Source organism: Paenibacillus sp. 2TAB26, from assembly GCF_052115145.1.
In the GTDB taxonomy this organism is placed as follows: domain Bacteria; phylum Bacillota; class Bacilli; order Paenibacillales; family Paenibacillaceae; genus Pristimantibacillus.
In genome coordinates this window covers 196,220-218,943 of sequence record NZ_JBFRGC010000022.1, presented here as the reverse complement: position 1 = coordinate 218,943, position 22,724 = coordinate 196,220, and the positions used below count along the sequence as shown (strand labels likewise).

Sequence of the window (22,724 nt, the reverse complement as noted above, 5' to 3'; positions counted from 1 at the left end):
TATCACTCCTCAGGTGTTGATTGTCCCCATATATTGGCTTTAGTTAGTAAAAGTTATTTATTCTGACCAAACAACTGCGCCGTCAACGATCGTTGTCACAGGCCAGCCGCTAAGCTTCCAGCCGCCGAATGGCGTGTTGTTGCTTTTGGATGCGAATGTGCTCGGATCAACCGAACGCTCGTTATCCAAATCAACGATTGTAATATCAGCAGGAGCGCCTTGCTCTAAACGCCCCGTTGGAAGCCGGAAAACACGTGCCGGATCCGCAGTCATGCGCTGAAGTAGGAAGCCAAGCGTCCACTTGCCGGTTTGAACAAATTTTGTGTACAAGAGCGGGAAAGCTGTCTCGAAGCCAACGATGCCAAAAGGTGCAAGTTGAACGCCGCGAGCTTTCTCTTCCGCGCTATGCGGTGCATGATCCGTAACGACCATATCGATCGTTCCGTCTTCAATCGCTTCGATAACCGCTTGAACGTCACGCGGCGTACGAAGTGGAGGATTCATTTTCCAATTCGCATCATCAAGGCCCGGAATATCCTCATCAGACAGCAGCAAGTGATGCGGGCAAACCTCAGCAGTAACGCGAACTCCGATTTGCTTAGCTAGGCGAATTAACCGTACCGATTGTTCAGTGCTAACGTGGCATACATGATAATGAACGCCCGTCGCTTCCGCCAATAGAACGTCTCTGCCTACATGAATCGCTTCGGATTCATTTGGGATAGCTTTCAAGCCGTGCTTTCGGGAAAACTCACCTTCCGATGCCCAAGCGCCTTCTACCAATGAATCATCTTCGCAGTGAGCGATGATCGGCATATCCATGGAATGAGCAAGCGCCATCGCGTTTTTCATCATTTGCGCGTTCTGGACACCTACACCGTCATCCGTAAAGCCAATTGCACCCGCTTCTTTTAATGAAGCAAAATCTGTCAACTCGCGGCCAAGCTCGTTTTTAGTGATGGATGCGTATGGCAATACTTTGACTACGCCGACTTGAGCCGCCTTGTTCGTAATGTAGCGTACCGTTTCAGCAGTATCCGTTACAGGACGAGTGTTGGGCATACATGCAATCGTTGTGAATCCGCCTTTTGCAGCAGAGCGTGTGCCTGTTGCGATATCTTCTTTATATTCAAAGCCCGGATCGCGCAAATGAACGTGCATATCGATAAAGCCTGGCGATACCAGCTTGCCCTTTGCATCAATGACTTCTGCGCTTCCTGTATCTACTGACTCGGAACCGTCTATAATAGCTTCGATCTTGTTATTTTCGATCCGAATATGCTTACTTTCTAAGCTGCCCGAAGTTTCATTCCATACGTTACCGTTTATAATCCATAATGACATTGTCGTTTCACCCTCCGGATTTAGATCTATGTTGCTAAAGTTAGCTGAGCGCACGCTCTACTACCGCCATGCGGATAGGAACCCCGTTTTCCATTTGCGGGAAAATGCGAGATTGTGGATGCTCAACCAGTTCATCGTCTATTTCTACGTTGCGGTTGATTGGAGCAGGATGCATAATGATCGCGTGATTAGCCAGCTTGCTGGCTCTATCTACCGTCAAGCCGTAATGCTCGCGGTAACTTTCAGCAGAGTTCAACATTCCGCTTTCATGGCGTTCCAGCTGGACGCGCAGCATCATAACAACATCTGATTTTAATGCTTCATCTATAGAGACATAAGAGACGTCAAGTTCAGAGGCTTGCATATTTGGCGGTGAGCAAAAGTTCACATTAACTCCGAATTTTTGCAAAGCCCATAGATTCGATCTTGCAACGCGGCTATGCAGCACATCTCCAACGATCGAGACCGTTAAGCCTTTGAGTTGTCCAAAATGCTTGCGCATCGTGTACATATCCAGCAGCGCTTGTGTCGGGTGCTCGTTATTGCCATCGCCGGCATTAATGAGTGGTACCTTGATCTTCGTTGCTAGTTCTGCAAGAACGCCGATCGGCTTTAAGCGAATGATGCCAACGTCAATTCCCATTGATTCAAGTGTGCGTACAGTATCGTAGATTGACTCGCCCTTTTGTACACTTGAAACCGCAGCGGAGAAATTCAGCACTTCTGTACCTAGTCGTTTCTCTGCTACTTCGAATGAAAAGCGAGTACGCGTGCTGTTCTCGAAAAACATATTGGCTGCAAATCTGCCTTGCATCGTCGTGTGCACTTTGTTTGAATGATTCTCCCAATAAGCAGCACGATCTAGTATCGATTCAATCTCTTCTTGGCTTAAATCTTTTAATCCGAGCAAACTCCGTTGTTTAAGCTGTGTGATGGTCATCCGGCTTGCCCCCTCTGATTAATAATGGTCACTTGGTCGATTTGATCGATTTCGGTAAGAGCCACATCGATTTGCTCTTGCTTAGAGCTTGGGACGTTCTTGCCTACAAAATCTGGTCGAATCGGCAGTTCGCGATGTCCTCTGTCTACTAGGACGGCGAGCTGAATGCTTTGCGGCCGTCCGCAATCCATAAGCGCGTCCATTGCAGCGCGAATCGTGCGGCCCGTGTACAATACGTCATCGAACAAAATAATACGTTTGTCTTGAACCGTAAAGGGTACGCCATCGGTATCGCCAATTGCTGCTGCTATTTCCATGTCTGCAGATATGATTGCTTTGCGATCATCACGGTATTGAGTAATATCAAGCTCGCTCACTGGAACAGGCTTTCCTTCAATTTCACCGATACGCTCTGCAATACGCCGAGCAAGGTAGATCCCTCTTGTGCGAATGCCTACAATCACACAGTTGTCGATTCCCTTGTTCTTCTCCACAATTTCATGAGCAATTCGCGTTAATGCGCGGCGAATCGCCGTTTCATCCATGATGACTAAATGCTCTTCTTCCGTCATTTCCGCTGACTCCTTCCATAACCGTCCAAAACTGCCAGGTTGCGACAAAAAGCTCCTTGCAAATTTCGCAAGGAGCTTGTGATAAGGCTTAAAGAGATAGGTGCAAGCAAGCAGAGCTCTCGTCACAGAAAGCAGTGCATAAAGCTGTCCTATTCCTCTCTTCTATAGACCTGTTATTCACGCTACCTTGCCAGCCTCTCTGGACTGAGTTAAAGGTACTGATGTATATCATAGGAATTATCCCACGTTCGACAAAAGATGTCAAGTAAAAACGATTATTTCCGCTTCAACTTAGTGTGGACCAATCCTGATAAACTATGCAAGGATAGCGAGTATTTGTTACAGGCTTAATTTGCGTATTCTTTCAACTGCTTTTTGAGTATTCTCAAGGCTTCCGAATGCTGTAAGGCGGAAATAGCCTTGACCGCTTTGACCGAAGCCTACACCTGGCGTTCCAACGATGTTTGCTTCTGTAAGAAGCTTATCGAAGAATGACCATGAATCCATGCCGTTCGGTGTTTTCAGCCAAATATAAGGTGCGTTTACTCCGCCAAATACCTCAAGTCCGATGGACGCAAGGCCGTCACGGATAATTGCTGCATTTTTCATATAGTAGTCAACCAAAGATTTGATTTGCGCTTTGCCCTCTTCAGAATAGATAGCTGCTGCTCCACGTTGTGTAACGTATGATACGCCGTTAAACTTCGTCGTATGGCGGCGATTCCACAAATCATTGATCAACACTTCATTGCCTGAAGCGTCAAGACCTTTCAGATCACGCGGCACAACTGTGTAGGCACAGCGAACACCAGTAAAACCTGCTGTTTTGGAGAAGCTGCGGAATTCGATGGCTACTTCACGCGCGCCTTCGATTTCGTAAATGCTATGCGGAACATCTTCTTCCTGAATAAATGCTTCGTATGCGGAGTCATAAAGAATGATGCAGTTGTTTGCTTTCGCATAGTCAACCCATACTTTAAGCTCTTCTTTCGTAAGCGTCATGCCAGTTGGATTGTTCGGATAGCACAAGTAAATAATGTCTACTTTACGATCAGGAAGGCTAGGCTTGAAATCATTTTCAGCTGTACACTCCAAATACGCAATGTTCTCATAACGCTTTGTATCTTGATTGTATTTGCCTGAGCGGCCAGCCATAACGTTCGTATCGACATAGACTGGATAAACCGGATCTTGTACCGCAACGATACTGTTCTCACTGAAAATTTCTTGAATATTGCCGACATCGCATTTGGAACCATCACTTACAAACACTTCATTTGTTGCAATGTCAATGCCGCGTGCTTTATAGTCATTTTCGATAATTGCATTTATTAGAAAATCGTAGCCTTGCTCAGGTCCGTATCCACGGAATGAACCTGGAGCTGCAAGCTCGTCCACTGCACTGTGCATAGCATTCAGAACCGAATCCGGCAAACCGCGCGTAACATCACCAATCCCTAAGCTGATAATTTCAGCATTTGGATTTTCTTGAATGAATTTAGTACGGCGTTTTGCAATTTCAGAAAACAAGTAGCTGCCTTGCAGCTCCAAGTAATTTTGGTTAATGGAAGTCATTTCACGTCACCTATCCTTATATTCATTTACTTCAGTTGTTATTGATTAGAATAACGTACTTATGTGCTTGAAATAATGAATAATGTGGTGAAAAGTTTGCACTATTGCACTATTACCTTGAACGCAAGCTGCTTAATACATATTCGAAGTCTGCCGGCAAAGGCATTTCGAACTCCAGCCGCTCGCCGCTGCGCGGATGTGTAAAGCCAAGCAGCGTAGCATGCAAAGCTTGTCCTTTTAAGGCTACAGTCTTGTTGCGGCCGTAAACCGGATCTCCCGCAAGCGGGTGACCGATATATTTCATATGCACACGAATTTGATGGGTACGTCCCGTCTCTAGCTGAAGCTCTACAATCGTGTAATCGCCTAAGCGCTCCAATACGTGAAAATGGGTTACTGCATGTCTGCTATTGTGCTCGGTTACCGTAAACAGCTTCCTGTCATTCAGGTCACGTCCGATAGGCGCATCTATTGTACCTTGGTCATGCGGCAAATTGCCGTGCACAAGTGCGATATATTTTCGCGTTACCGTATGCTCCTTAAGCTGCTCAGCAAGCGAGATATGCGCCAGATCGTTTTTCGCAGCCATCAACAAACCTGTTGTGTCCTTATCTATGCGGTGAACAATGCCTGGACGGATCATGCCGTTAATACCGGACAAGTCCTTGCAGTGATACATCAGCGCATTAACAAGCGTGCCTGAAGAATGACCAGGTGCAGGATGAACGACCATTCCACGCTTTTTATTAATAACAATCAAATCTGAATCCTCATAGATAACTTCAAGCGGGATGTTCTCAGGGACAATGGCCGCCTCTTCAGGCTCTGGGATAATCAGAACGACACGATTGCCCTCTGCTACCTTCAGATTCGCTTTTGCCACTTTGTCTTCGACCTGTACGGCCCCTGATTTGATCCATTCCTGAACCTGCGTTCGGGATACGCCTTGATCATCAATACTGTCTGTTACAAACTTATCTACTCGTTCGCCGGATTGCTCCGCCTCTACGATCCATTCCAACGGTTCTTCATTATACAGGCTGCTGCTCATGATTGTTTTGATCCTTGTCCTCTCCATTTTGCAAACGTTTCTTGTCATCTTTAGCCGATAACAAGGTGTCAATAAGAATTAATGCTACACCACAGACAATCGCTGAATCCGCTACGTTGAATATCGGGAAGCCATAGCTGCCGAAGTTAAACTGCAGAAAGTCGACAACCTCACCATAACGCGCGCGATCGAGAAAGTTGCCAATTGCGCCGCCAAGAACTAGTCCGAGTCCTACTAGCAGCCAAGGCTTAGCTGATTTTCTCGATGCCTGTATGTACCAAATGATACCCAAAACAATGATAACGGTAATAATGATGAAAAATAGTCTTTGCTCTTGCAAGATGCCAAATGCAGCACCGCGATTTCGATGCGAAGTGATGAGAAAAAAATTACCGATAACGCTAATTTGATCCCCGATCTCCAATTTTGTTTCAATTAATTTTTTTGTTACAAAATCAAGGACTAACACTAATACCGCTACCCAGTAATAATAAAAACGCATCGAATCACTCCTAATTTTTTGTAAAGCAGCGTTTCCATTCAAAAGCACTTCAGGCCAAATGTGAATAGCCAGCGCATTTCTGAAAGTTTGCTAATCAATTGTAGCATACGGAGCTAAATAAGAGCCAGCACCCGCCTGCTGTTCTTCCATTGAAGACCATACTGAAAAACCGTATTTCAGCAAAAGCTAATACTGCAATTATGTTCCCTGCTAAGGAGGGTGCTCAAAATGACAAAGCCAAACACTGCTCATATTCAGCTGCTGCAAGCCAGATTATTGGACGAGCAGCGCGAAATTGAAAAACGTTTCTCAGAAAACGATCATTATGGCTTAGCGAATTCGTTGCGTGACACTACCGGAGAACTATCCACAATCGATAATCATCCAGGTGATGTCGCTACTGAGCTTTATGAACGCGAGAAAGATGTAGCCCTTCATGAACAAGAGGAATTGCATCTGAATCGCATTGAGGCAGCGCTAACCGCGATTGCTGATGGAACATACGGCATTTGTAAAACATGCAATGAACCTATCCCGCTTGAGCGTTTGGATGCCGTGCCCGATACGCTTTACTGCATTGAACATGCGCCAAGACAGCATTTATCCCTGCGCAGGCCGGTTGAAGAATTATTTCTCGAACCTCCATTTGGTCGAACCAGCATGGATGAGCATGATTCCTACAACGGTTTTGATGGCGAGGATGCTTGGCAAATTGTTGAGCAATGGGGCAATGCGGATTCACCTGCCACATCCGAGAATCGAGATGTTGCCGATTATGAGCATGTAGGCATTGAAGCTTTCGAGAATGACGGCTTCGTTGAATCCATTGAAAGCTTTCTTGCGACCGACATTACAGGGCGTCATGTGTCCGTCATCCGCAACCGAGAGTATAAAAACTACTTGGAGTCGGATGAAGGCGATCATGGATTAGAAGCTGATCTTGAGGATCAACACTTATAATCAATAAACTTTTCCTTCGAGCTGGATTTGGACAATTCGGACAATGTCTGCAATATAGTCGCCGATTATCGGTAAGTTTAACGCTCCTAATATACGCAGAACATAAAGAATGGTCGCAGCAAAAAAGGTAAAGCCAATCGCGATTCCTACACCTCTGGCTGTACCAGCCAGCAGGTTTTTCCAAATCATTGTCCATGGTCTGTTTAACAGATCAATGTAGTCCGCGATTTGGGTATGTTCCATTTCGGTAGCAATAGTTTGCAGTCGTTTATCAAGCTTGCTTAACGAAGTTTGTAACTCGTTCAAATTTTTCGGCTGTTCCGGGTTATTTGTATTCATACGAGGCATCCCCTTTGTCAAACAATAAAACGAGGCCTGACCTGCCGGACATTGCAAGCATCGCGACCATTCAGTCGTTTGCTGCAGCTGTCGGAAGGCGACGGCCTCGTTTTTTTCGCTTGTTAATTTCCTTTATACTATAACCTTATCCGCGGATGAAAATCCCTATTTCTTTTTCGCCAAGCACAACTTTCTCCATCCCCGGCTCATCACCATAAGTGACGGTTTGAACAAGCACGTTGTCTTGAAGCACTTGTGCGAACGCATCCAGCGCCGCTTTGAGCTCTGCGTCAACATCAAGTACAAGATCGATGCGCTTCTCAATTGGCAGATCGAGCTTTTTGCGTGTATCCTGAACGGCGCGAATCACTTCACGAACCCAGCCCTCTTGCTCAAGCTCAGCTGTAATATCCGTATTCAGCGCTACAGTAACACCGTTGCCAGATGCAGATGCGAAACCTGACTTCGCTTGCTTCTCAACCAACAGCTCATCAACAGTGATCGACAGCTGCTCGCCTTCTCCACTTGTGAAGTCGAAGCTTCCGCCATTTACGATGCTTCGAGTCTGTTCTGCAGATAGTCCTTTCAGCTGACCTTGGATAGGTCCAACGTTTTTACCGTATTTTTTACCGGCAACTTTAAGATTCAGCTTAAGGGTGAAATCAACAAAACCACTGTCTGAATTTTGTACGGTAATAGCTTTTACATTTATTTCATCCTTCACGATATCCTCGTAATCTGCTACGTTGAAATCACGATCAAGCGATACGATTAGCTCCGACAAAGGTTGGCGCGTTTTGATTCCCGTTTCGTTCCGAACGTTGCGAGCAAGCTCAACGATTTGTTTTGCACTTTCCATATCGCGCTCCAACGTCTCATCAATAAGCGTTTCATCCGCTTTCGGATAATCAGCCAAATGAACGCTGCCTGCTCCGCCAAGGTTTCCGAATACATCCTCTGCAAGCAAAGGTGCATAAGGAGCGATCAGACGCGAGAGGGTAAGCAGTACGCTGCGCAAGGTTTGATAAGCAGCTAATTTATCAGCTGTAAGCCCGCTTCCCCAGAAACGATCACGTGAACGGCGGATATACCAGTTGCTCAGCTCGTCAACGAAAACCTCAATCGATTTAGCTGGGTTTAGGAAATCATTTACTTCAAGACCCTTGTTCACTGTATTAATCAAGCTGTTCAGACGTGAGATGATCCAGCGATCCAGCTTGTTGTCTGATTTGATCTCTTCATGCGCTGTGTAGTCAAAGCCATCGATTGAAGCATATAACGCGAAAAACGCATGTGTATTTACGATGGTATCAATGACTTTCGATTTCGCTTCGCCAACAATGCCGCGTGAGAAGCGTTTGCTGTTCCATGGCGCGCTGTCTGCAAGCAATGCCCAGCGGAACGCGTCCGTTCCATATTCGTTGATGATTTCCCAAGGGTCGATTACATTGCCCTTCGATTTGGACATCTTTTGCCCGTTCTCATCCAAAATATGGCCAGTCGAGATAACCGCTTTATATGGCGCTTTGCCATTATACAGCGTAGAAACTGCAAGCAAGCTGTAGAACCAGCCGCGCGTTTGGTCAATACCCTCACAGATAATGTCTGCTGGATATTGCTCTGCGAATTGCTGCTCGTTCTCAAACGGATGATGATGCTGAGCGAACGGCATCGAACCGCTGTCGAACCATACATCGATAACTTCAGGTGTACGCGTCATTTCAGCACCCTCAGCGAAAGGTGATTTCAGCTTAATATCATCCACATACGGTTTATGAAGCTCAATGTCTTCTGGCACATCGCCAATCGCCATCGCACGCAGATCAGCAATACTGCTTGGTGAATACTCCTTGCCTGTTACATCGCAGACCCAAACGTTAAGCGGCGTACCCCAGTAACGGTTGCGGCTGATGTTCCAATCCACCAAATCCTCCAAAAACTTACCAAAGCGTCCTTCACGGATGTGGCCAGGATACCAATCAACGCTGTTGTTGTTGGCGATCAACTGATCCTTAACCGCTGTTGTTTTAATAAACCAGCTTTCCATCGCATAGTAGATGAGCGGCGTTTTGCAGCGCCAGCAGAATGGATAGCTATGCTCGTAGCGCTCCTTCGAGTAAAGAAGACCGCGTTCACTAAGGTTCTTGACGATGTCAATATCAAGCTCAGCGTCTTTCACGAAACGTCCTGCAAAGTCAGTAACCTCTGACGTATAGCGACCAGCCAAATCAACAACACTCAGCATGCTGATTCCGTTGTCGCGTGAAACTCGGTAGTCATCCTCACCATGTGCTGGTGCGATATGCACGATACCCGTACCGCTAGTGTCGCTAACGAAATCGCCTGCAATAACGATGTGGCCTTTTTCTAGAGCAACGTATTGGAATGGCGGCTCGTAGCTAAGACCAACAAGCTCAGCGCCTTTCAATACAGATAGAACTTCATAATCTTCTTTAAGAACGCTCTCCGCTAGATTTTGAGCAACGATATACACTTCACCGTTTTTGGAAGCACGGATATAATCAAGCTCAGGATTTACGGCTAACGCCACATTTGCAGGAAGCGTCCATGGCGTAGTTGTCCAAGCAAGAACAAATTCTCCCGACTCCACTAGCTTAAACTTCGCTGTTGCGCTTAGATCCTTAACATCCTCATAACCTTGAGCAACCTCGTGTGAGCTAAGCGTCGTTTGACAATCCGGGCAATAAGGACTTACACGATGACCGCGGTACAGCAGTCCTTTTCCGTGGATTGACGATAAAATATGCCATACGCTCTCGATGTACTCGTTTTTAAGCGTGATATATGGATTGTCTAAATCCGTCCAATACGCGATGCCTTCTGTCAGCTCACGCCATTGCTTCTCATATTCAAATACGCTGTCTTTGCATTTTTTCACAAATTTCTCTACGCCGTATTCTTCGATTTCCTGCTTGCCGGAGATGCCCAGCTGCTTCTCAACTCCAAGCTCAACCGGTAGACCATGCGTATCCCATCCTGCTTTACGGATAACACGGTATCCTGCCATCGTCTTGTAGCGGCAAATAAAATCTTTAATTACGCGGCCAAGTACATGACCGATATGTGGTGCTCCATTAGCGGTAGGTGGCCCTTCATAAAATACAAAATTCGGCTTGCCTTCCCGGTTTGCTATTGATTTTTTAAACGTTTCATCTGTTTTCCATTGCTCCAGCACTCGCAGCTCACGGGTGCGGGCACGTTCCTTAACATCTACGCGTTGCATCGCTTCAGCCTCCTAATTTAAACAAAAATAAAGCCTCATCCCTATGAGAAGGGACGAGGCTTAGTCGCGTTACCACCCTTGTTCCGCACTGCTGCTGAAAACCAGCAACAAGTTAATGAGAGCAGACAGCTACGTTCAGCTGTGCTTCATGCGGCACCTTAGTCGCGAACATATTATTCGCGTTCCCTGTAACGGGGGACAGCCGTCAGCACTTACTGCTGCTTACGCAGGTTCAGCACCGCTTCTCAGAGAGGATATTCCGCAATAGCTCACACACCGGGCTTTCAGCTGCCGCCGGCTCTCTGAGGAGTGAACTCAAAACGTACTTGTTCTCATCAACGAAGTTTAGATCATGAATTAATTACTATTAGTTATAGCGTAACAACAGGCCAAATGTCAAATGGCATTTCGCCTGTTTATAAAAAAACTAGCCGCGAGTCAATTCATGCTCGGTTTGTCTTACATGCGGCTCCAGCGTATCCCAACCATCAACGGAAAGCAGTTCAAGCTGTGCTTCTACAAGTGTACGGAAACGAGCACGGTATACGGAAGCTTGTTTTTTAAGCTCTTCCACCTCAAGAGAAACCTTGCGAGACTTGGCAAGTGAATCATTGATAATTCGATCAGCATTTTTCTCTGATTCCTTAATGATCAACTGTGCTTCTTTCTTCGCGTTGTTTCTTACTTCGTCGGCTGCTTCTTGTGCAACTATAATCGTTTTGCTAAGCGTTTCTTCGATATTCGTAAAATGATTCAATCTTTCCTGCAAGCCTAATACTTGGTTTTGCATTTCTTTATTTTCACGAATGAGCGATTCATAGTCTTTGATGACCTGATCTAGAAATTCATTAACTTCATCCTCATCATAGCCACGTAATCTCCGACCAAACTCTTTGTTATGTATGTCCAATGGCGATAACGGCATTGGGGCACCTCCTTATGGTATTTGGAACATTCGTAACCGAAAATACACTATTTGATGAGAATAATTCGACAACTACAGGAAAATTCCTGCAATCATTCAAATAAATTTGCCGATCTTTACTCGAATTCTGCCTTTTTTTGTCACGCCATCCACCTCTAGTACTTTAAATCGGCCAAGTCCTTTGAATGACACAACGTCACCCGCTCGAAGCTGCTCGGATGGGTCTTCTTCCGATTTCCAATTCACCCTGCATCTTCCTGCCCGAATCGGATCAACGATTTTGGATCTGCTTATGCGATAAACATCGCTCGCAATCCCATCCAATCGCATAGAAGCAACTGACAAACTCATTTCCTCCAGCTTAACCAAAGCCGTCTGAAGCTCAGATAGTGGAATTACGTCTGTCAGCACATTAATCCGATGAACCTGTCTCAGATGGATATTCAAGTAATCCGCAATTTCATCCATAACAATGATATGACAAAAATGCTCATGCACATGTATGTCACCAATTCGGTCACGTTTTATACCAAGTCCAAGCAGTGCTCCTAAAAAATCACCATGATCTAATTCCATCTGGGCTTGTCCCGGTCCATTAACTACCAGAACAGATATGCCAGCATTTTCGTCATCCAAATTTCGATAATCTGGACCTATAATGGCTCGTCTACGCTCAGCTTGATCATAACCGCCGTCAAACCGGACATTAACATCAGGGTTGCGATTTGCCAAAATAGTCAATATTTGTGCTTGTCTTGGGTCTAAAAAATCGGTCCGCTTCAGCTCATGCTGCTGTGCGGACCGCTCTATCCATTCCTCCGCCCGATCTACGAAAGGTTTCTCATCGGGATGGAAATGATCGTATATTCCTTGTTTCATATAAACTCATTCCTTTAATCAAATAAAAAATCCGATTACTGCAATCAGGCCATACGCTACAAATTGCAAAGCGAACACGGCAAGGATTGGCGAAAGATCCAGCATGCCTCCGATTGGCGGAATAAACTTTCTGAAAATACCTAAGTATGGCTCAACCAGCTTACCTAGAAATACGCCGATAAAGCTTTCACGAGCGTTAGGCAACCAAGATAGCAGCACATAACCAATGATCATAAACGTGTAAATTTTTTGTACCAGCATCACAATACTATAAACTTCATCCATTAACTCAAGGTCACCTCATTTTGTTGTAGTCGTTCTCCTCCGCCAGCATTTCCGTTATAGCACCTTGAATTTCGACTGAATCCGGCGTACAAAGAAAAATATTGGGTCCTAGCTTAGAGATGCTTCCGCCTAAAGCGTACACGGTACCGCTTAGAAAATCAACAATTCGAACAGCAAGATCGTTGCGAACACGTTGAAGATTCACGATTACTGCACGGCGTGAACGTAGATGATCAGCAATTTCTTGTGCTTCATCATAAGACCTTGGCTCGCTAAGCACTACCCGGACATTCTTCTGTGAATGAATGCTGACGACATTATTGCTCTTCGTGTTTTTACGTGCCTCGAAGGGAGAAGTTTCAGCTTCTTGTTCTTCCTGCTGTACAACACGTTCTCTCTCTACAACTTCTTCTTCATCTTGCAAGCCAAGAAAACTCATAAAGCGGTTCATGACGCTCATCCCTATTCCTCCTCTTTCCCTACTAATATCGTACCAAGGCGAATCCATGTCGCTCCTTCTTCGATGGCAACCTCAAAATCATTCGACATGCCCATTGATAACTGGGTGATGGTGTTTGGATGTTCCGAGCGCCGCTCTAATTCATCCCTCAGCTCTCGCAATGCTCTAAAGACAGGTCTCGTTTGCTCTGGTTCGGCTTCATAAGGAGCCATTGTCATCAAACCAATTGGCTTGATCGAATTAAACTTAGCAAGCTGCTCCACAAAGGGAAAGAGCTCGTCTGGATTAATGCCTTGCTTGGAATCTTCCCCAGATACATTTACTTGAATAAAGCAAGGAACGATAATCCCTAGCTGGGAAGCACGCTTATTTATGGCTTCAGCAAGCGATAGCCTGTCCAACGAATGCATGTATGTAAACTTCCCAATGACGTCCTTCACCTTATTCGTTTGCAATGAACCGATAAAATGCCAGATAGGCTGATCCTCTGCTGCTAGATCGTCACTGCCGCTTATCGCTTCCCACTTCGCCTGCGCGTCCTGCCAACGATTTTCACCCAAATGAAGCAAGCCTTGCCCTAGGGCAGCCTCCGTAGTATCTAAAGAAACATATTTCGTAACAGCAATAATTTGAACTTCATCTCTGCTGCGCCCGGCACGCTCGCAAGCTTTCTTAATTCGCTCTTCCACAAGCTCAATTCTATTTTCTAATGTGAATGACATGTTTCACCTCTCCCGAATGCCGATCCAACTGGCCATTCGGCCGGTTAAGCCACCTTCTTTGCGATGAGAAAAAAATAAATCCCGTCTGCATCCAGTGCACCACTCTGTTAATTCGATACGTATCGGCAAAATTCCTGCTTTTATCATAATCTGTCGGTTTATTTCTTTCAAGTCTAAGTTCGCTTTGCCATCCTCGCTTTGCTTAAGCATTGATTCCGCTTCTTCTGGCGTCAAGCTCAGATCAGTCAAAAGCGCCTGTACTTGCTCTATGACTGGACCATCCACCTCATAGCAGCAGCCTCCTATAGAAGGCCCTATCGCTGCCACAAGCGCTTTAGGGTCGGTTCCATATGCTTGCTCCATTGCTCTTACCGTTTCAATAGCGATCTGCTGGACAGTTCCCTTCCAACCGGCATGGGCAAGCGCCACCGCATCATGCTCTGGATCATAGAAATACAATGGGACACAATCTGCGTAAAAAGAAGTCAGCAGCACCCCAGGGACGTTAGTCATGATAGCATCACAATCCTTGAGCACATCGTCCAGACTATTTCTACCCTTGCCTTTATCTGCTTCAGTCACTTGCCATACCTGGTTCCCATGCACCTGTTCAGCACATGTCCACGCTTCAAAAGGCCAGCCGATAGCATCGGTCAGCAATCGCCTGTTCGATATAACTGCGGCATCTTGATCCTTGACGTGCAAGCCCATGTTTAATGATGAAAAGTGGCCTTCGCTAGCCCCGCCTTGACGTCCTGTAAACCCCGCGTTCAAACGATCATAATGTGATTCCCATTCAGACAATAAAAAAAGCGAAGGTCCCTTCGCTGATTGATTATGTTTAAAAGCTTCCATTTGTTCACCTCTATTAAAGGTTTACAGAGTAAACCTACTTCGTAAGCATAAGCTTAGGTTTGCAGAGCAAACCTACTTCGTAAGCATAAGCTTAGGTTTGCAGAGCAAACCTACTTCGTAAGCATAAGCTTAGGTTTGCAGAGCAAACCTACTTCGTAAGCATAAGCTTAGGTTTGCGAAGCAAACCTACTTCGTAAGCATTTGCTAAGGTTTGCAAAACAAATCTGCTTTGCTGGTATAGTCACAGTTTAGCGTTTTATGAGCGAGCGTGCAAATCTTCTTCCTCGGAACGAAGCTGTTTCGTGTCATCCATTCGAACGAGCACAACATCTGCCCCAATTTTCACAATATTGCGCCACGGAATAACGACTTCCGTGCCGCCACCGCCAAACATCCCCAAAAACTTAGTATACTGCGGCACCACAATAGAATCGATCCGACCTTGCCGTAGATCAAGCTCCAAATCCGTTATTTGACCTAGCTTTTTTCCGTCCACAATATTAATAACGTCCTTTGTTTGAAAATCAGATATTTTCATTTCCGCTCACCACTTTTCAAGTAGAGTGATCACCCGTTTGTCTCTCCTATAACTATATGTGGAAATCGCCCAAAATGTCCTTCTTATCAAGAAAAGGAGCCTCTTATTTCAAAATTTGATTTTTATGTACGATAGCGTACAATAAAAGAATATCAAAGGATCGAATAAGGAGCATATCATGCCAAAAATCGTCGCAACGGAACTCGATTGGATCAAGCTTGGACTGCAAAAATTTGCTGAAGGGGGTGTCGAAGCTCTCGTTATCGAACAGCTCGCTAAGCAGTTAAACAGCAGTAAAACCAGCTTTTATTGGTATTTTAAAAATCGTATTTTGTATGTGGATCGTATTATTCATTACTGGCATGAACAAACAACCACATCAATCATCGCTCATATTCAGCAGCATGATTCATTAGAACCGAAGCAAAAGGCACACCAGCTGCTCAGCGTCATGTTCAGCACGATAGAAGGAAAAGATTTTATTTATCACTTCCGAAAATTAGGAACGACATCGCCTGTGTATGCCGAGCTGCTTCAGCAAATTGAGCAGCAGCGCTTGGATTATATGAGCGACTTGCTCATAGCGTGCGAATTATTAGAAGATGAGGCAAAGAATACATCTGAACTCTTATACAGTTATTACTTGGGATGGTACGAACGAAATAAACATCGTACTCTCAATCCGGAAGAAACCCAGAAGCAGATTGACCTGCTCATGCTGTTTATTGAAAAAAACCATACATGACACGGAGGATATGTGATGCAATCGTTATTAGCAGCGCTCATTAGTGCGGTGTTGTTCGTCATCGGCGTAATACATATATATTGGGTGTTTGGCGGTCGGCATGGAATCTCCATTGCTGTCCCGACAAAAAATTACACATCTCAGCCTCTTTTTAAACCTCGTCCGATTGGAACTGCAGCTGTTGCAGTACTTTTCTTTGCGGGCGCCGCATTCATTCTGATGTTTGTTGATATTATCCCTGTCATCGGACCAGCATCGCTGCCCTCCATTGCAGCCTGGGCACTTGCTATTGTTTTTTTGGCTAGAGCAGTTGGTGAGTTTCGTGCAGTCGGGTTATTCAAAACGATTCGAAACACGCATTTTGCACGAATGGATACGTATGTTTACTCTCCGCTTTGTCTGATCATCAGTTTCTTATCTTTTTGGTTGATGATCATTGGTTAGTCCCCTTCAATAAATCACATAAACAAAAAAACGGTGCCTCTCGGCACCGTTTTTTTATGTTTTTACATGCTTTTGCATTTGCTGAATAGCCGACTTTTCCAAACGAGATACCTGTGCCTGTGAGATGCCGATTTCATCGGCTACCTCCATTTGCGTCTTGCCTTCGAAAAAGCGCATCGACAAAATCATTTTTTCACGGTCGTTCAGCTTATGCATAGCTTCCCGAAGCGCGATTTCCTCGATCCACGATACGTCTTTGTTTCGTTCGTCACTAATTTGGTCCATAACATAAATAGGATCGCCGCCGTCATGGTAGATCGGTTCAAACAATGAAACTGGATCTTGAATGGCGTCCAGTGCGAATACGACATCTTCCTTCGGAACGTTTAAAGCTTCCGATATTTCAAAAATCGTCGGTTCGCGTGAATTTTTGTTCGTCAAGCTATCCCTAACTTGAAGCGCCTTGTAGGCAATGTCTCTCAAGCTGCGTGATACGCGTATAGGGTTGTTGTCACGCAAGTAACGGCGTATTTCCCCGATAATCATCGGTACGGCATAGGTGGAAAATTTGACATTTTGGCTAAGGTCGAAATTATCTATCGCCTTCATAAGTCCAATGCATCCGACCTGGAATAAGTCGTCTACAAACTCTCCCCTATTGTTAAACCGTTGTATAACGCTAAGCACTAGCCGCAGATTACCGTTAACTAATTTCTCTCTTGCTGCCCACTCATTACGGGTTTGTAATGCCGTAAACAATTCTCTCATTTCGACATTATTAAGGACAGGCAGTTTCGCGGTATCCACTCCACAGATCTCGACTTTATTTCGGGTCAACGTGATTACCTCCCAAGGAGAAACATTAATGTACATTATCTCCTCAGGAGTCCTTTTTATTCCTATTGCGACATCGTTCGACAACTGCAAGCAGGATGCGGGATCTAAACCATTTTGTTAAATTCTTTACGAAGCCTTTTAATAATTCGCTTCTCAAGGCGTGAAATATAGGACTGTGAAATGCCAAGAAGATCAGCAACATCCTTTTGTGTTTTTTCCTCGCCGTCGGCAAGACCGAAGCGAAGCTCCATAATAATCCGTTCACGCTCTGACAATTTATCAAGCGCTTTGTGAAGCAGCTTGCGATCTACCTGCTCTTCAATGTTACGGTAAATCGTATCATTCTCCGTTCCGAGAACATCCGATAGAAGCAGTTCATTTCCATCCCAGTCGATGTTAAGCGGTTCATCAAAGGACACTTCGGTGCGCGTCTTACTATTGCGGCGCAGGTACATCAATATTTCATTTTCAATACAACGCGAGGCGTAGGTGGCCAGCTTAATCTTTTTCTCAGGATCAAACGTGTTAACCGCCTTAATTAGACCGATCGCGCCGATTGATACGAGATCTTCAATATGAATGCCGGTATTCTCAAACTTACGAGCGATGTATACGACTAGCCTTAAATTACGTTCAATTAGCATTGCGCGAATAGCCGTATCGCCGGTAGGCAGTTTTTCCAGCAAATATTCTTCCTCTTCACGTGTTAGGGGAGGCGGTAATGCCTCACTGCCACCAATGTAATAAATTTCTTCACTTTTTAATCCGAATAAAAACATGACACGATAATAATATAACTGAAGGATCAGTTTGTACTTGACGAGCATCTGGCCCATCCCTCCTCGTTTGTATGAGCATACGTTCGTTACTGTTGTACCATAGACGGATGGATAATGGCTCGATATGCTCCATCAGACGTTAACTTACCGCCGTCAAGCCCGATAAGCACCTTCCGCGTTTCAAAAACTTGTCCTTCCCTAGTAATTTCAACCGCATCCGGCTTTATCGCTAGCATGAACTGTGACCCTCGATTGACACCTCTGAATGGTACTAGACGAAGTCGATCTTGCCAAACAAAGGTGTGCTCATCCATTCCCGCTACAAGACGATCCACTTGTGCATCTCGTATGCTATTCAACCACGATTCAGGTAAATCATCTTGCCACAAGGATGCCTCCATTACCATGACCGGTGTCCGTGTAAGTGGATCATAAAGCTGATTGCCGGTGTCGATCAGGCCTATGCAGGTTTGTATACGTTCTCCAATCATAATTTTCACTTCTGCCAAATGAGTTTGCACCAGCTCCCTTTCTCTTTTTTGCGTCAATACGGCACGGTATATATACAATCCGATACATAACGCAGCAATCAAATAAAACAATCCCATCTTAAGCTCCACACGCATGTTTCCGTTTACGAACATCATCGTTTTCCAAACCTCACGGGACCCTTGCATGAACAAATAATAAAGTCCAAGCACAGCTCCAGCAGCCACAAAGTTAACCGCATAAAACGCTGCAACATTCCTCATATAGTGCTGAATCGAGGCAAAGCCAAAAGCAATCCATAAAATCAATAACGACGTAGCAACCTTAACTGCAAATGTGAATAAAAAAGATAATTGTGGAAAAAGCATTAAAACGACATAACAAGCTCCGACAGCAGAAGCCAATAATACTCGCCAAGGCTTCGGTTTAAGATGACGTGCCCAAGCAGTAGTTAATAGAATAGCACCGTCAACGAGCAGCTCTCGCAAAAACATAACATCAACATAAACAGCCACTTCGGTCACCTTCCTGCAACTGGCGGTAAACGGCCTGCAGCCGGCACCCGGGAGAACGATTGACACTAGTATATTAAAATCCTATTTCAAAGTCTGTCTATTCATGACGGCATGACGTATCTTTTTTTGTCGAGTAGGAGTATAAAAAACGGCAAGTCTTTTACGTTTAATTTTGCAGAGGCTTATATCTTTAGCTCGTCCTATTTTGCTAACCGTTCATTAACCTAGGGCTGCTCCTGTGAGGGATCACTCCTATGTCAGGCTGAATCTACCTTTTTGTTTCTTTTTGAGGTTCCCGCCATCACTTGTCATTGCTAAAATAATTTTCGACTAATTAATCTGGCCGTTTTTTTTAAAAACACAAAAAATTTGGAATGGATACTTGTTCCACATTGACAATTAGATTATCATTCTAAATAGATAGAAGCAGTGAAGCACACCGCTTACTCGGGAGATCTCTCCCGCAGTATGCGGTTTTTTTTATTTTCCGGAGGAGGATGATAAATTTGTCGTTTCAATCGGTATATGAATGTTGGCTGGAACTTCATCTAAAAAAGAGTAGTGGAGAAAATAGACGGAGGCTGGAGCAAGGACATGGACATGCTGAAAAATTTTTTTTAGAAAAGGTATGGTATCCTGCCTTCCATCAACTTGAGGGACTTATTCCAGAGTTTGAGATTGCTGATTTTCGAGACGGCACTCGTTTTTTAGACTTTGCTTATTTAAAATCAGGCTTGCGGCTAGCGATCGAAATTGATGGATTTCGCACTCATTCCTCAGAAATCACTCGCTGGCAGTTTTCAGATTCATTAATGCGTCAAAACCACCTTGTGCTCGACGGTTGGAAAATATTGCGTTTCTCCTATGATGACCTAAAAGAAAAACCGCGAATGTGCCAACAACTTCTCCAACAATTTATGGGTAGGAGCTTAATTGGCAATAAAAAAGATACAAGCGCTGATGCATTCTTGGAGTTGGAAGTATTACGTTATGCTTCTCAACTACAGCATCCTATCCGGCCCACTGATGTAATCGATCTTCTAAAAATCAAAAAACGCGAAGCTCAAAAACTGCTTCACCGTATGGTTCTCAATCAAGCCTTGTTGCCCGCAGGAAATGGCACCCAGAGAATTCGATGCTACAAAGTAAACCAAGAGCAGCTGCATACTCTTTTATTCACCTCACTTTAACTGGTACATTAGAGGGTTGTTTGCATTTACGATATGCAGCTTCTCACCCTTGCTCATTCGCAAATAGTAGGCTGTAAGAACGTATAGGCGCTTATTGGCAGCAAACTAAGGCTTCTTTCATGCTGTAAGAACCTATGTGTTCTTACAGCGGCTTATCTACCTTGCTCATTCACCAAGCATTGTTTGTAAGAACATTTATGTGCTTATTGGCAGCTAACCATGGTTTCTTTCATGCTGTAAGAACCTATACGTGCTTACAGAGGCTTATCTACCTTGCTCATTCGCAAATAGTAGGCTGTAAGAACGTATAGGTGCTTATTGGCAGCTAACCATGGTTTCTTTCATGCTGTAAGAACCTATACGTGCTTACAGAGGCTTGTCTACCTTGCTCATTCGCAAATAGTAGGCTGTAAGAACGTATAGGCGCTTATTGGCAGCTAACCATGGTTTCTTTCATGCTGTAAGAACCTATACGTGCTTACAGAGGCTTCTCTACCTTGCTCATTCGCAAATAGTAGGCTGTAAGAACGTATAGGTGCTTATTGGCAGCTAACTATGGTTTCTTTCTTGCTGTAAGAACCTATACGTGCTTACAGAGGCTTCTCTACCTTGCTCATTCACCAAGCATCAGTTGTAAGAACATATAGGTGCTTATTGGCTAGCTAACCATGGTTTCTTTCATGCTGTAAGAACCTATACGTGTTTACAGAGGCTTACCTACCTTGATCATTCGCAAACAGTAGGCTGTAAGAACGTATAGGCGCTTATTGGCAGCTAACCATAGTTTCTTTCATGCTGTAGAACCCATGTGTTCTTACAGCGGCTTCTCTAGCTTGCTCATTCGCAAATAGTAGGCTGTAAGAACGTATAGGTGCTTATTGGCAGCTAACCATGGTTTCTTTCATGCTGTAAGAACCTATACGTGCTTACAGAGGCTTATCTACCTTGCTCATTCGCAAATAGTAGGGGTAAAAACGTATAGGCGCTTATTGGCAGCTAACCATGGTTTCTTTCATGCTGTAAGAACCTATACGTGCTTACAGAGGCTTATCTACCTTGCTCATTCGCAAATAGTAGGCTGTAAGAACGTATAGGTGCTTATTCGCAGCAAACTAAGGCTTCTTTCATGCTGTAAGAACCTATACGTGCTTACAGAGGCTTATCTACCTTGCTCACTCGCAAATAGTAGGCTGTAAGAACGTATAGGTGCTTATTGGCAGCTAACCATGGTTTCTTTCATGCTGTAAATGTATATGCGTGCTTACAGCTGCTTTTCCCCTTTTCTCGATCAACTTACAATCAAACAAATAAAAAAAGCCTCACCATAATGGCGAGGCTTAGTACAAAAAGTTTTAGCGATCGTTGCGAGGGCGATTGCGCAAAAATGCTGGAATTTCAAGCTGGTCGCTTGAAGTGTTGTTAGCTCCAAAAGGCTTAACTGCATTGGAGCTGCCCTGTTGCCTTGTATCAACCGCTTCTGGCTGCTGTTGTGGAACACGACGAGCAGCTGGTGACTTGTGCTCGAAGCCCGTTGCTATAACGGTTACTTTAATTTCGTCCTTCAGATCTTCATCGATGATCGCACCAAAGATCATGTTCACATCTGGATCAGATGCTGAAATGACAATTTCAGCTGCTTCATTCACTTCATAGAGTGAAAGGTTGCTGCCGCCAGTAATGTTCATAATAACGCCGCGAGCGCCGTCAATTGACGTTTCAAGCAGCGGGCTCATAATCGCTTTTCTCGCTGCTTCAGCAGCACGGTTCTCGCCAGTAGCAATACCGATACCCATCAAAGCGGAGCCGCGTTCTGTCATAATCGTTTTTACGTCTGCAAAGTCAAGGTTGATTAGGCCTGGTACTTGAATAAGGTCTGAGATGCCTTGAACGGCTTGACGGAGCACGTTATCCGCTTCACGGAAAGCTTCCAGCATTGGTGTCTTTTTGTCTACAATCTCAAGCAAACGGTCATTAGGAATGACGATAAGCGTATCTACTTTTTCTTTGAGCGCTTCAATCCCAAGCTCAGCTTGTCCAGCACGCTTGCGTCCTTCAAAGGTAAAAGGCCGAGTAACAACCCCTACAGTGAGTGCGCCGCATTCGCGAGCGATTTCGGCAATAACCGGAGCTGCTCCCGTTCCCGTACCGCCGCCCATTCCTGCTGTCACGAATACCATGTCCGAGCCTTTAAGCTGGTTCATAATAATTTCGCGAGATTCCTCTGCAGCCTTGCTGCCTACATCAGGATTGGCACCCGCACCAAGTCCACGCGTCAGCTTATCGCCGATTTGCAGCTTATGCTCGGATTTAGCCAAATGCAGCGCCTGAGCGTCGGTGTTTACCGTAATAAACTCCACGCCTTTAACACCATTTTCTATCATTCGGTTAACGGCATTGCTACCGCCACCGCCAACACCTATTACTTTTATTTGAGCAAGCTGCTCAAGCTCAAAGTCGAATTCCAACATCTTTCATTTTCCCCCAGTCAAGCGTAAACTGCTGATAACATCTATGAGACGGCACAGCAACGTTTC

23 protein-coding genes and 1 other annotated feature are annotated in these 22,724 nt (G+C 44.9%); of the genes, 4 read left to right on the top strand and 19 right to left on the bottom strand.

Features of this window, described 5'->3' with window-relative positions; all coding sequences use genetic code 11:
* Positions 1 to 57: 57 nt before the first annotated feature.
* The 6 genes from AB4Z50_RS24405 to lspA all read right to left on the bottom strand — a co-directional run bounded on the left by AB4Z50_RS24405 (position 58) and on the right by lspA (position 5,984).
* Positions 58 to 1,344 (bottom strand): dihydroorotase, encoded by a 1,287-nt coding sequence (locus AB4Z50_RS24405; protein WP_076268184.1) that lies wholly within the window; start codon positions 1,342 to 1,344, stop codon positions 58 to 60.
* Positions 1,345 to 1,384: 40 nt separating this feature from the next.
* A complete protein-coding gene (locus AB4Z50_RS24400) occupies positions 1,385 to 2,284 on the bottom strand; it encodes an aspartate carbamoyltransferase catalytic subunit (RefSeq protein ID WP_441883023.1) in 900 nt (299 codons plus the stop codon).
* Positions 2,281 to 2,856: a bifunctional pyr operon transcriptional regulator/uracil phosphoribosyltransferase PyrR gene (gene pyrR / locus AB4Z50_RS24395; RefSeq protein WP_076268182.1), complete on the bottom strand. Its 576-nt coding sequence runs from the start codon at positions 2,854 to 2,856 to the stop codon at positions 2,281 to 2,283. Before pyrR ends, AB4Z50_RS24400 begins: the two co-directional genes overlap by 4 nt.
* A gap of 339 nt (positions 2,857 to 3,195) precedes the next feature.
* Positions 3,196 to 4,431: an LL-diaminopimelate aminotransferase gene (locus AB4Z50_RS24390; RefSeq protein ID WP_441883021.1), complete on the bottom strand. Its 1,236-nt coding sequence runs from the start codon at positions 4,429 to 4,431 to the stop codon at positions 3,196 to 3,198.
* Positions 4,432 to 4,543: 112 nt separating this feature from the next.
* The gene (locus AB4Z50_RS24385) at positions 4,544 to 5,482 is read right to left on the bottom strand and encodes an RluA family pseudouridine synthase (protein ID WP_441883019.1); all 939 of its coding nucleotides are present in this window, start codon (positions 5,480 to 5,482) and stop codon (positions 4,544 to 4,546) included.
* Entirely contained in the window at positions 5,463 to 5,984 is a 522-nt protein-coding gene (lspA, locus tag AB4Z50_RS24380) for a signal peptidase II (RefSeq protein ID WP_441883017.1), read from the bottom strand. The genes AB4Z50_RS24385 and lspA overlap by 20 nt, the downstream gene beginning before the upstream one ends.
* Before the next feature lie 228 nt (positions 5,985 to 6,212).
* On the opposite strand from lspA, the gene AB4Z50_RS24375 reads away from it, so the two are divergent.
* A complete protein-coding gene (locus tag AB4Z50_RS24375; RefSeq protein WP_441883015.1) occupies positions 6,213 to 6,944 on the top strand; it encodes a TraR/DksA C4-type zinc finger protein in 732 nt (243 codons plus the stop codon).
* Here the strand turns inward: AB4Z50_RS24375 and AB4Z50_RS24370 are convergent, their stop codons facing one another.
* The 9 genes from AB4Z50_RS24370 to AB4Z50_RS24330 all read right to left on the bottom strand — a co-directional run bounded on the left by AB4Z50_RS24370 (position 6,945) and on the right by AB4Z50_RS24330 (position 15,191).
* Positions 6,945 to 7,283 (bottom strand): DUF5665 domain-containing protein, encoded by a 339-nt coding sequence (locus tag AB4Z50_RS24370; RefSeq protein WP_256710892.1) that lies wholly within the window; start codon positions 7,281 to 7,283, stop codon positions 6,945 to 6,947. It lies immediately after the preceding gene.
* Positions 7,284 to 7,428: 145 nt separating this feature from the next.
* Positions 7,429 to 10,527 (bottom strand): isoleucine--tRNA ligase, encoded by a 3,099-nt coding sequence (gene ileS / locus AB4Z50_RS24365; protein WP_441883013.1) that lies wholly within the window; start codon positions 10,525 to 10,527, stop codon positions 7,429 to 7,431.
* 46 nt (positions 10,528 to 10,573) lie between these two features.
* Positions 10,574 to 10,875, bottom strand: a binding site (T-box leader).
* Between the two features lie 79 nt (positions 10,876 to 10,954).
* Positions 10,955 to 11,452, bottom strand: coding sequence for a DivIVA domain-containing protein (locus tag AB4Z50_RS24360; RefSeq protein WP_076268175.1), 498 nt, complete (start codon positions 11,450 to 11,452; stop codon positions 10,955 to 10,957).
* Positions 11,453 to 11,548: 96 nt separating this feature from the next.
* A complete protein-coding gene (locus AB4Z50_RS24355) occupies positions 11,549 to 12,331 on the bottom strand; it encodes an RNA-binding protein (protein ID WP_441883010.1) in 783 nt (260 codons plus the stop codon).
* Between the two features lie 18 nt (positions 12,332 to 12,349).
* Positions 12,350 to 12,616 (bottom strand): YggT family protein, encoded by a 267-nt coding sequence (locus AB4Z50_RS24350; RefSeq protein ID WP_054027981.1) that lies wholly within the window; start codon positions 12,614 to 12,616, stop codon positions 12,350 to 12,352.
* A gap of 10 nt (positions 12,617 to 12,626) precedes the next feature.
* Positions 12,627 to 13,076, bottom strand: coding sequence for a cell division protein SepF (locus AB4Z50_RS24345; RefSeq protein ID WP_053375511.1), 450 nt, complete (start codon positions 13,074 to 13,076; stop codon positions 12,627 to 12,629).
* A gap of 2 nt (positions 13,077 to 13,078) precedes the next feature.
* The gene (locus AB4Z50_RS24340) at positions 13,079 to 13,798 is read right to left on the bottom strand and encodes a YggS family pyridoxal phosphate-dependent enzyme (protein WP_441883008.1); all 720 of its coding nucleotides are present in this window, start codon (positions 13,796 to 13,798) and stop codon (positions 13,079 to 13,081) included.
* Between the two features lie 3 nt (positions 13,799 to 13,801).
* On the bottom strand, positions 13,802 to 14,653 hold the full coding sequence (pgeF, locus tag AB4Z50_RS24335) for a peptidoglycan editing factor PgeF (RefSeq protein WP_441883006.1): 852 nt from the start codon (positions 14,651 to 14,653) through the stop codon (positions 13,802 to 13,804).
* A gap of 256 nt (positions 14,654 to 14,909) precedes the next feature.
* Positions 14,910 to 15,191 (bottom strand): YlmC/YmxH family sporulation protein, encoded by a 282-nt coding sequence (locus AB4Z50_RS24330; RefSeq protein ID WP_076268170.1) that lies wholly within the window; start codon positions 15,189 to 15,191, stop codon positions 14,910 to 14,912.
* A gap of 178 nt (positions 15,192 to 15,369) precedes the next feature.
* Between AB4Z50_RS24330 and AB4Z50_RS24325 the strand changes: the two genes are divergently transcribed.
* Entirely contained in the window at positions 15,370 to 15,936 is a 567-nt protein-coding gene (locus tag AB4Z50_RS24325; protein ID WP_441883003.1) for a TetR/AcrR family transcriptional regulator, read from the top strand.
* Positions 15,937 to 15,951: 15 nt separating this feature from the next.
* A complete protein-coding gene (locus tag AB4Z50_RS24320; protein ID WP_441883001.1) occupies positions 15,952 to 16,380 on the top strand; it encodes a DUF3995 domain-containing protein in 429 nt (142 codons plus the stop codon).
* Between the two features lie 54 nt (positions 16,381 to 16,434).
* On the opposite strand, the gene sigG is transcribed toward AB4Z50_RS24320, so the two are convergent.
* From sigG to spoIIGA, 3 genes are all read right to left on the bottom strand, one after another.
* Positions 16,435 to 17,217 carry an RNA polymerase sporulation sigma factor SigG gene (sigG, locus tag AB4Z50_RS24315; protein ID WP_054027974.1) on the bottom strand — a complete coding sequence of 261 codons (783 nt, stop codon included), beginning with the start codon at positions 17,215 to 17,217 and terminating at the stop codon, positions 16,435 to 16,437.
* 104 nt (positions 17,218 to 17,321) lie between these two features.
* Positions 17,322 to 18,044, bottom strand: a complete 723-nt coding sequence (gene sigE, locus AB4Z50_RS24310; protein ID WP_054027973.1) for an RNA polymerase sporulation sigma factor SigE — start codon at positions 18,042 to 18,044, stop codon at positions 17,322 to 17,324.
* Positions 18,045 to 18,082: 38 nt separating this feature from the next.
* Positions 18,083 to 19,066, bottom strand: a complete 984-nt coding sequence (gene spoIIGA / locus AB4Z50_RS24305; RefSeq protein ID WP_339208726.1) for a sigma-E processing peptidase SpoIIGA — start codon at positions 19,064 to 19,066, stop codon at positions 18,083 to 18,085.
* A gap of 440 nt (positions 19,067 to 19,506) precedes the next feature.
* Here spoIIGA and AB4Z50_RS24300 point away from each other — a divergent pair, with 440 nt between their 5' ends.
* On the top strand, positions 19,507 to 20,190 hold the full coding sequence (locus AB4Z50_RS24300; RefSeq protein WP_441882998.1) for a DNA-binding response regulator: 684 nt from the start codon (positions 19,507 to 19,509) through the stop codon (positions 20,188 to 20,190).
* Positions 20,191 to 21,542: 1,352 nt separating this feature from the next.
* Here AB4Z50_RS24300 and ftsZ read toward each other — a convergent pair.
* Positions 21,543 to 22,658 carry a cell division protein FtsZ gene (gene ftsZ, locus AB4Z50_RS24295; RefSeq protein WP_441882996.1) on the bottom strand — a complete coding sequence of 372 codons (1,116 nt, stop codon included), beginning with the start codon at positions 22,656 to 22,658 and terminating at the stop codon, positions 21,543 to 21,545.
* Positions 22,659 to 22,724 lie beyond the last annotated feature (66 nt).

Excerpts from the sequence above, each read along its gene's own strand:
- AB4Z50_RS24405 (WP_076268184.1), bottom strand. The coding sequence starts at position 1,344 with ATGTCATTATGGATTATAAACGGTAACGTATGGAATGAAACTTCGGGC.
- AB4Z50_RS24400 (WP_441883023.1), bottom strand. The coding sequence starts at position 2,284 with ATGACCATCACACAGCTTAAACAACGGAGTTTGCTCGGATTAAAAGAT.
- pyrR (WP_076268182.1), bottom strand. The coding sequence starts at position 2,856 with ATGACGGAAGAAGAGCATTTAGTCATCATGGATGAAACGGCGATTCGC.
- AB4Z50_RS24390 (WP_441883021.1), bottom strand. The coding sequence starts at position 4,431 with ATGACTTCCATTAACCAAAATTACTTGGAGCTGCAAGGCAGCTACTTG.
- AB4Z50_RS24385 (WP_441883019.1), bottom strand. The coding sequence starts at position 5,482 with ATGAGCAGCAGCCTGTATAATGAAGAACCGTTGGAATGGATCGTAGAG.
- lspA (WP_441883017.1), bottom strand. The coding sequence starts at position 5,984 with ATGCGTTTTTATTATTACTGGGTAGCGGTATTAGTGTTAGTCCTTGAT.
- AB4Z50_RS24375 (WP_441883015.1), top strand. The coding sequence starts at position 6,213 with ATGACAAAGCCAAACACTGCTCATATTCAGCTGCTGCAAGCCAGATTA.
- AB4Z50_RS24370 (WP_256710892.1), bottom strand. The coding sequence starts at position 7,283 with ATGAATACAAATAACCCGGAACAGCCGAAAAATTTGAACGAGTTACAA.
- ileS (WP_441883013.1), bottom strand. The coding sequence starts at position 10,527 with ATGCAACGCGTAGATGTTAAGGAACGTGCCCGCACCCGTGAGCTGCGA.
- AB4Z50_RS24360 (WP_076268175.1), bottom strand. The coding sequence starts at position 11,452 with ATGCCGTTATCGCCATTGGACATACATAACAAAGAGTTTGGTCGGAGA.
- AB4Z50_RS24355 (WP_441883010.1), bottom strand. The coding sequence starts at position 12,331 with ATGAAACAAGGAATATACGATCATTTCCATCCCGATGAGAAACCTTTC.
- AB4Z50_RS24350 (WP_054027981.1), bottom strand. The coding sequence starts at position 12,616 with ATGGATGAAGTTTATAGTATTGTGATGCTGGTACAAAAAATTTACACG.
- AB4Z50_RS24345 (WP_053375511.1), bottom strand. The coding sequence starts at position 13,076 with ATGAGCGTCATGAACCGCTTTATGAGTTTTCTTGGCTTGCAAGATGAA.
- AB4Z50_RS24340 (WP_441883008.1), bottom strand. The coding sequence starts at position 13,798 with ATGTCATTCACATTAGAAAATAGAATTGAGCTTGTGGAAGAGCGAATT.
- pgeF (WP_441883006.1), bottom strand. The coding sequence starts at position 14,653 with ATGGAAGCTTTTAAACATAATCAATCAGCGAAGGGACCTTCGCTTTTT.
- AB4Z50_RS24330 (WP_076268170.1), bottom strand. The coding sequence starts at position 15,191 with ATGAAAATATCTGATTTTCAAACAAAGGACGTTATTAATATTGTGGAC.
- AB4Z50_RS24325 (WP_441883003.1), top strand. The coding sequence starts at position 15,370 with ATGCCAAAAATCGTCGCAACGGAACTCGATTGGATCAAGCTTGGACTG.
- AB4Z50_RS24320 (WP_441883001.1), top strand. The coding sequence starts at position 15,952 with ATGCAATCGTTATTAGCAGCGCTCATTAGTGCGGTGTTGTTCGTCATC.
- sigE (WP_054027973.1), bottom strand. The coding sequence starts at position 18,044 with ATGCTCGTCAAGTACAAACTGATCCTTCAGTTATATTATTATCGTGTC.
- ftsZ (WP_441882996.1), bottom strand. The coding sequence starts at position 22,658 with ATGTTGGAATTCGACTTTGAGCTTGAGCAGCTTGCTCAAATAAAAGTA.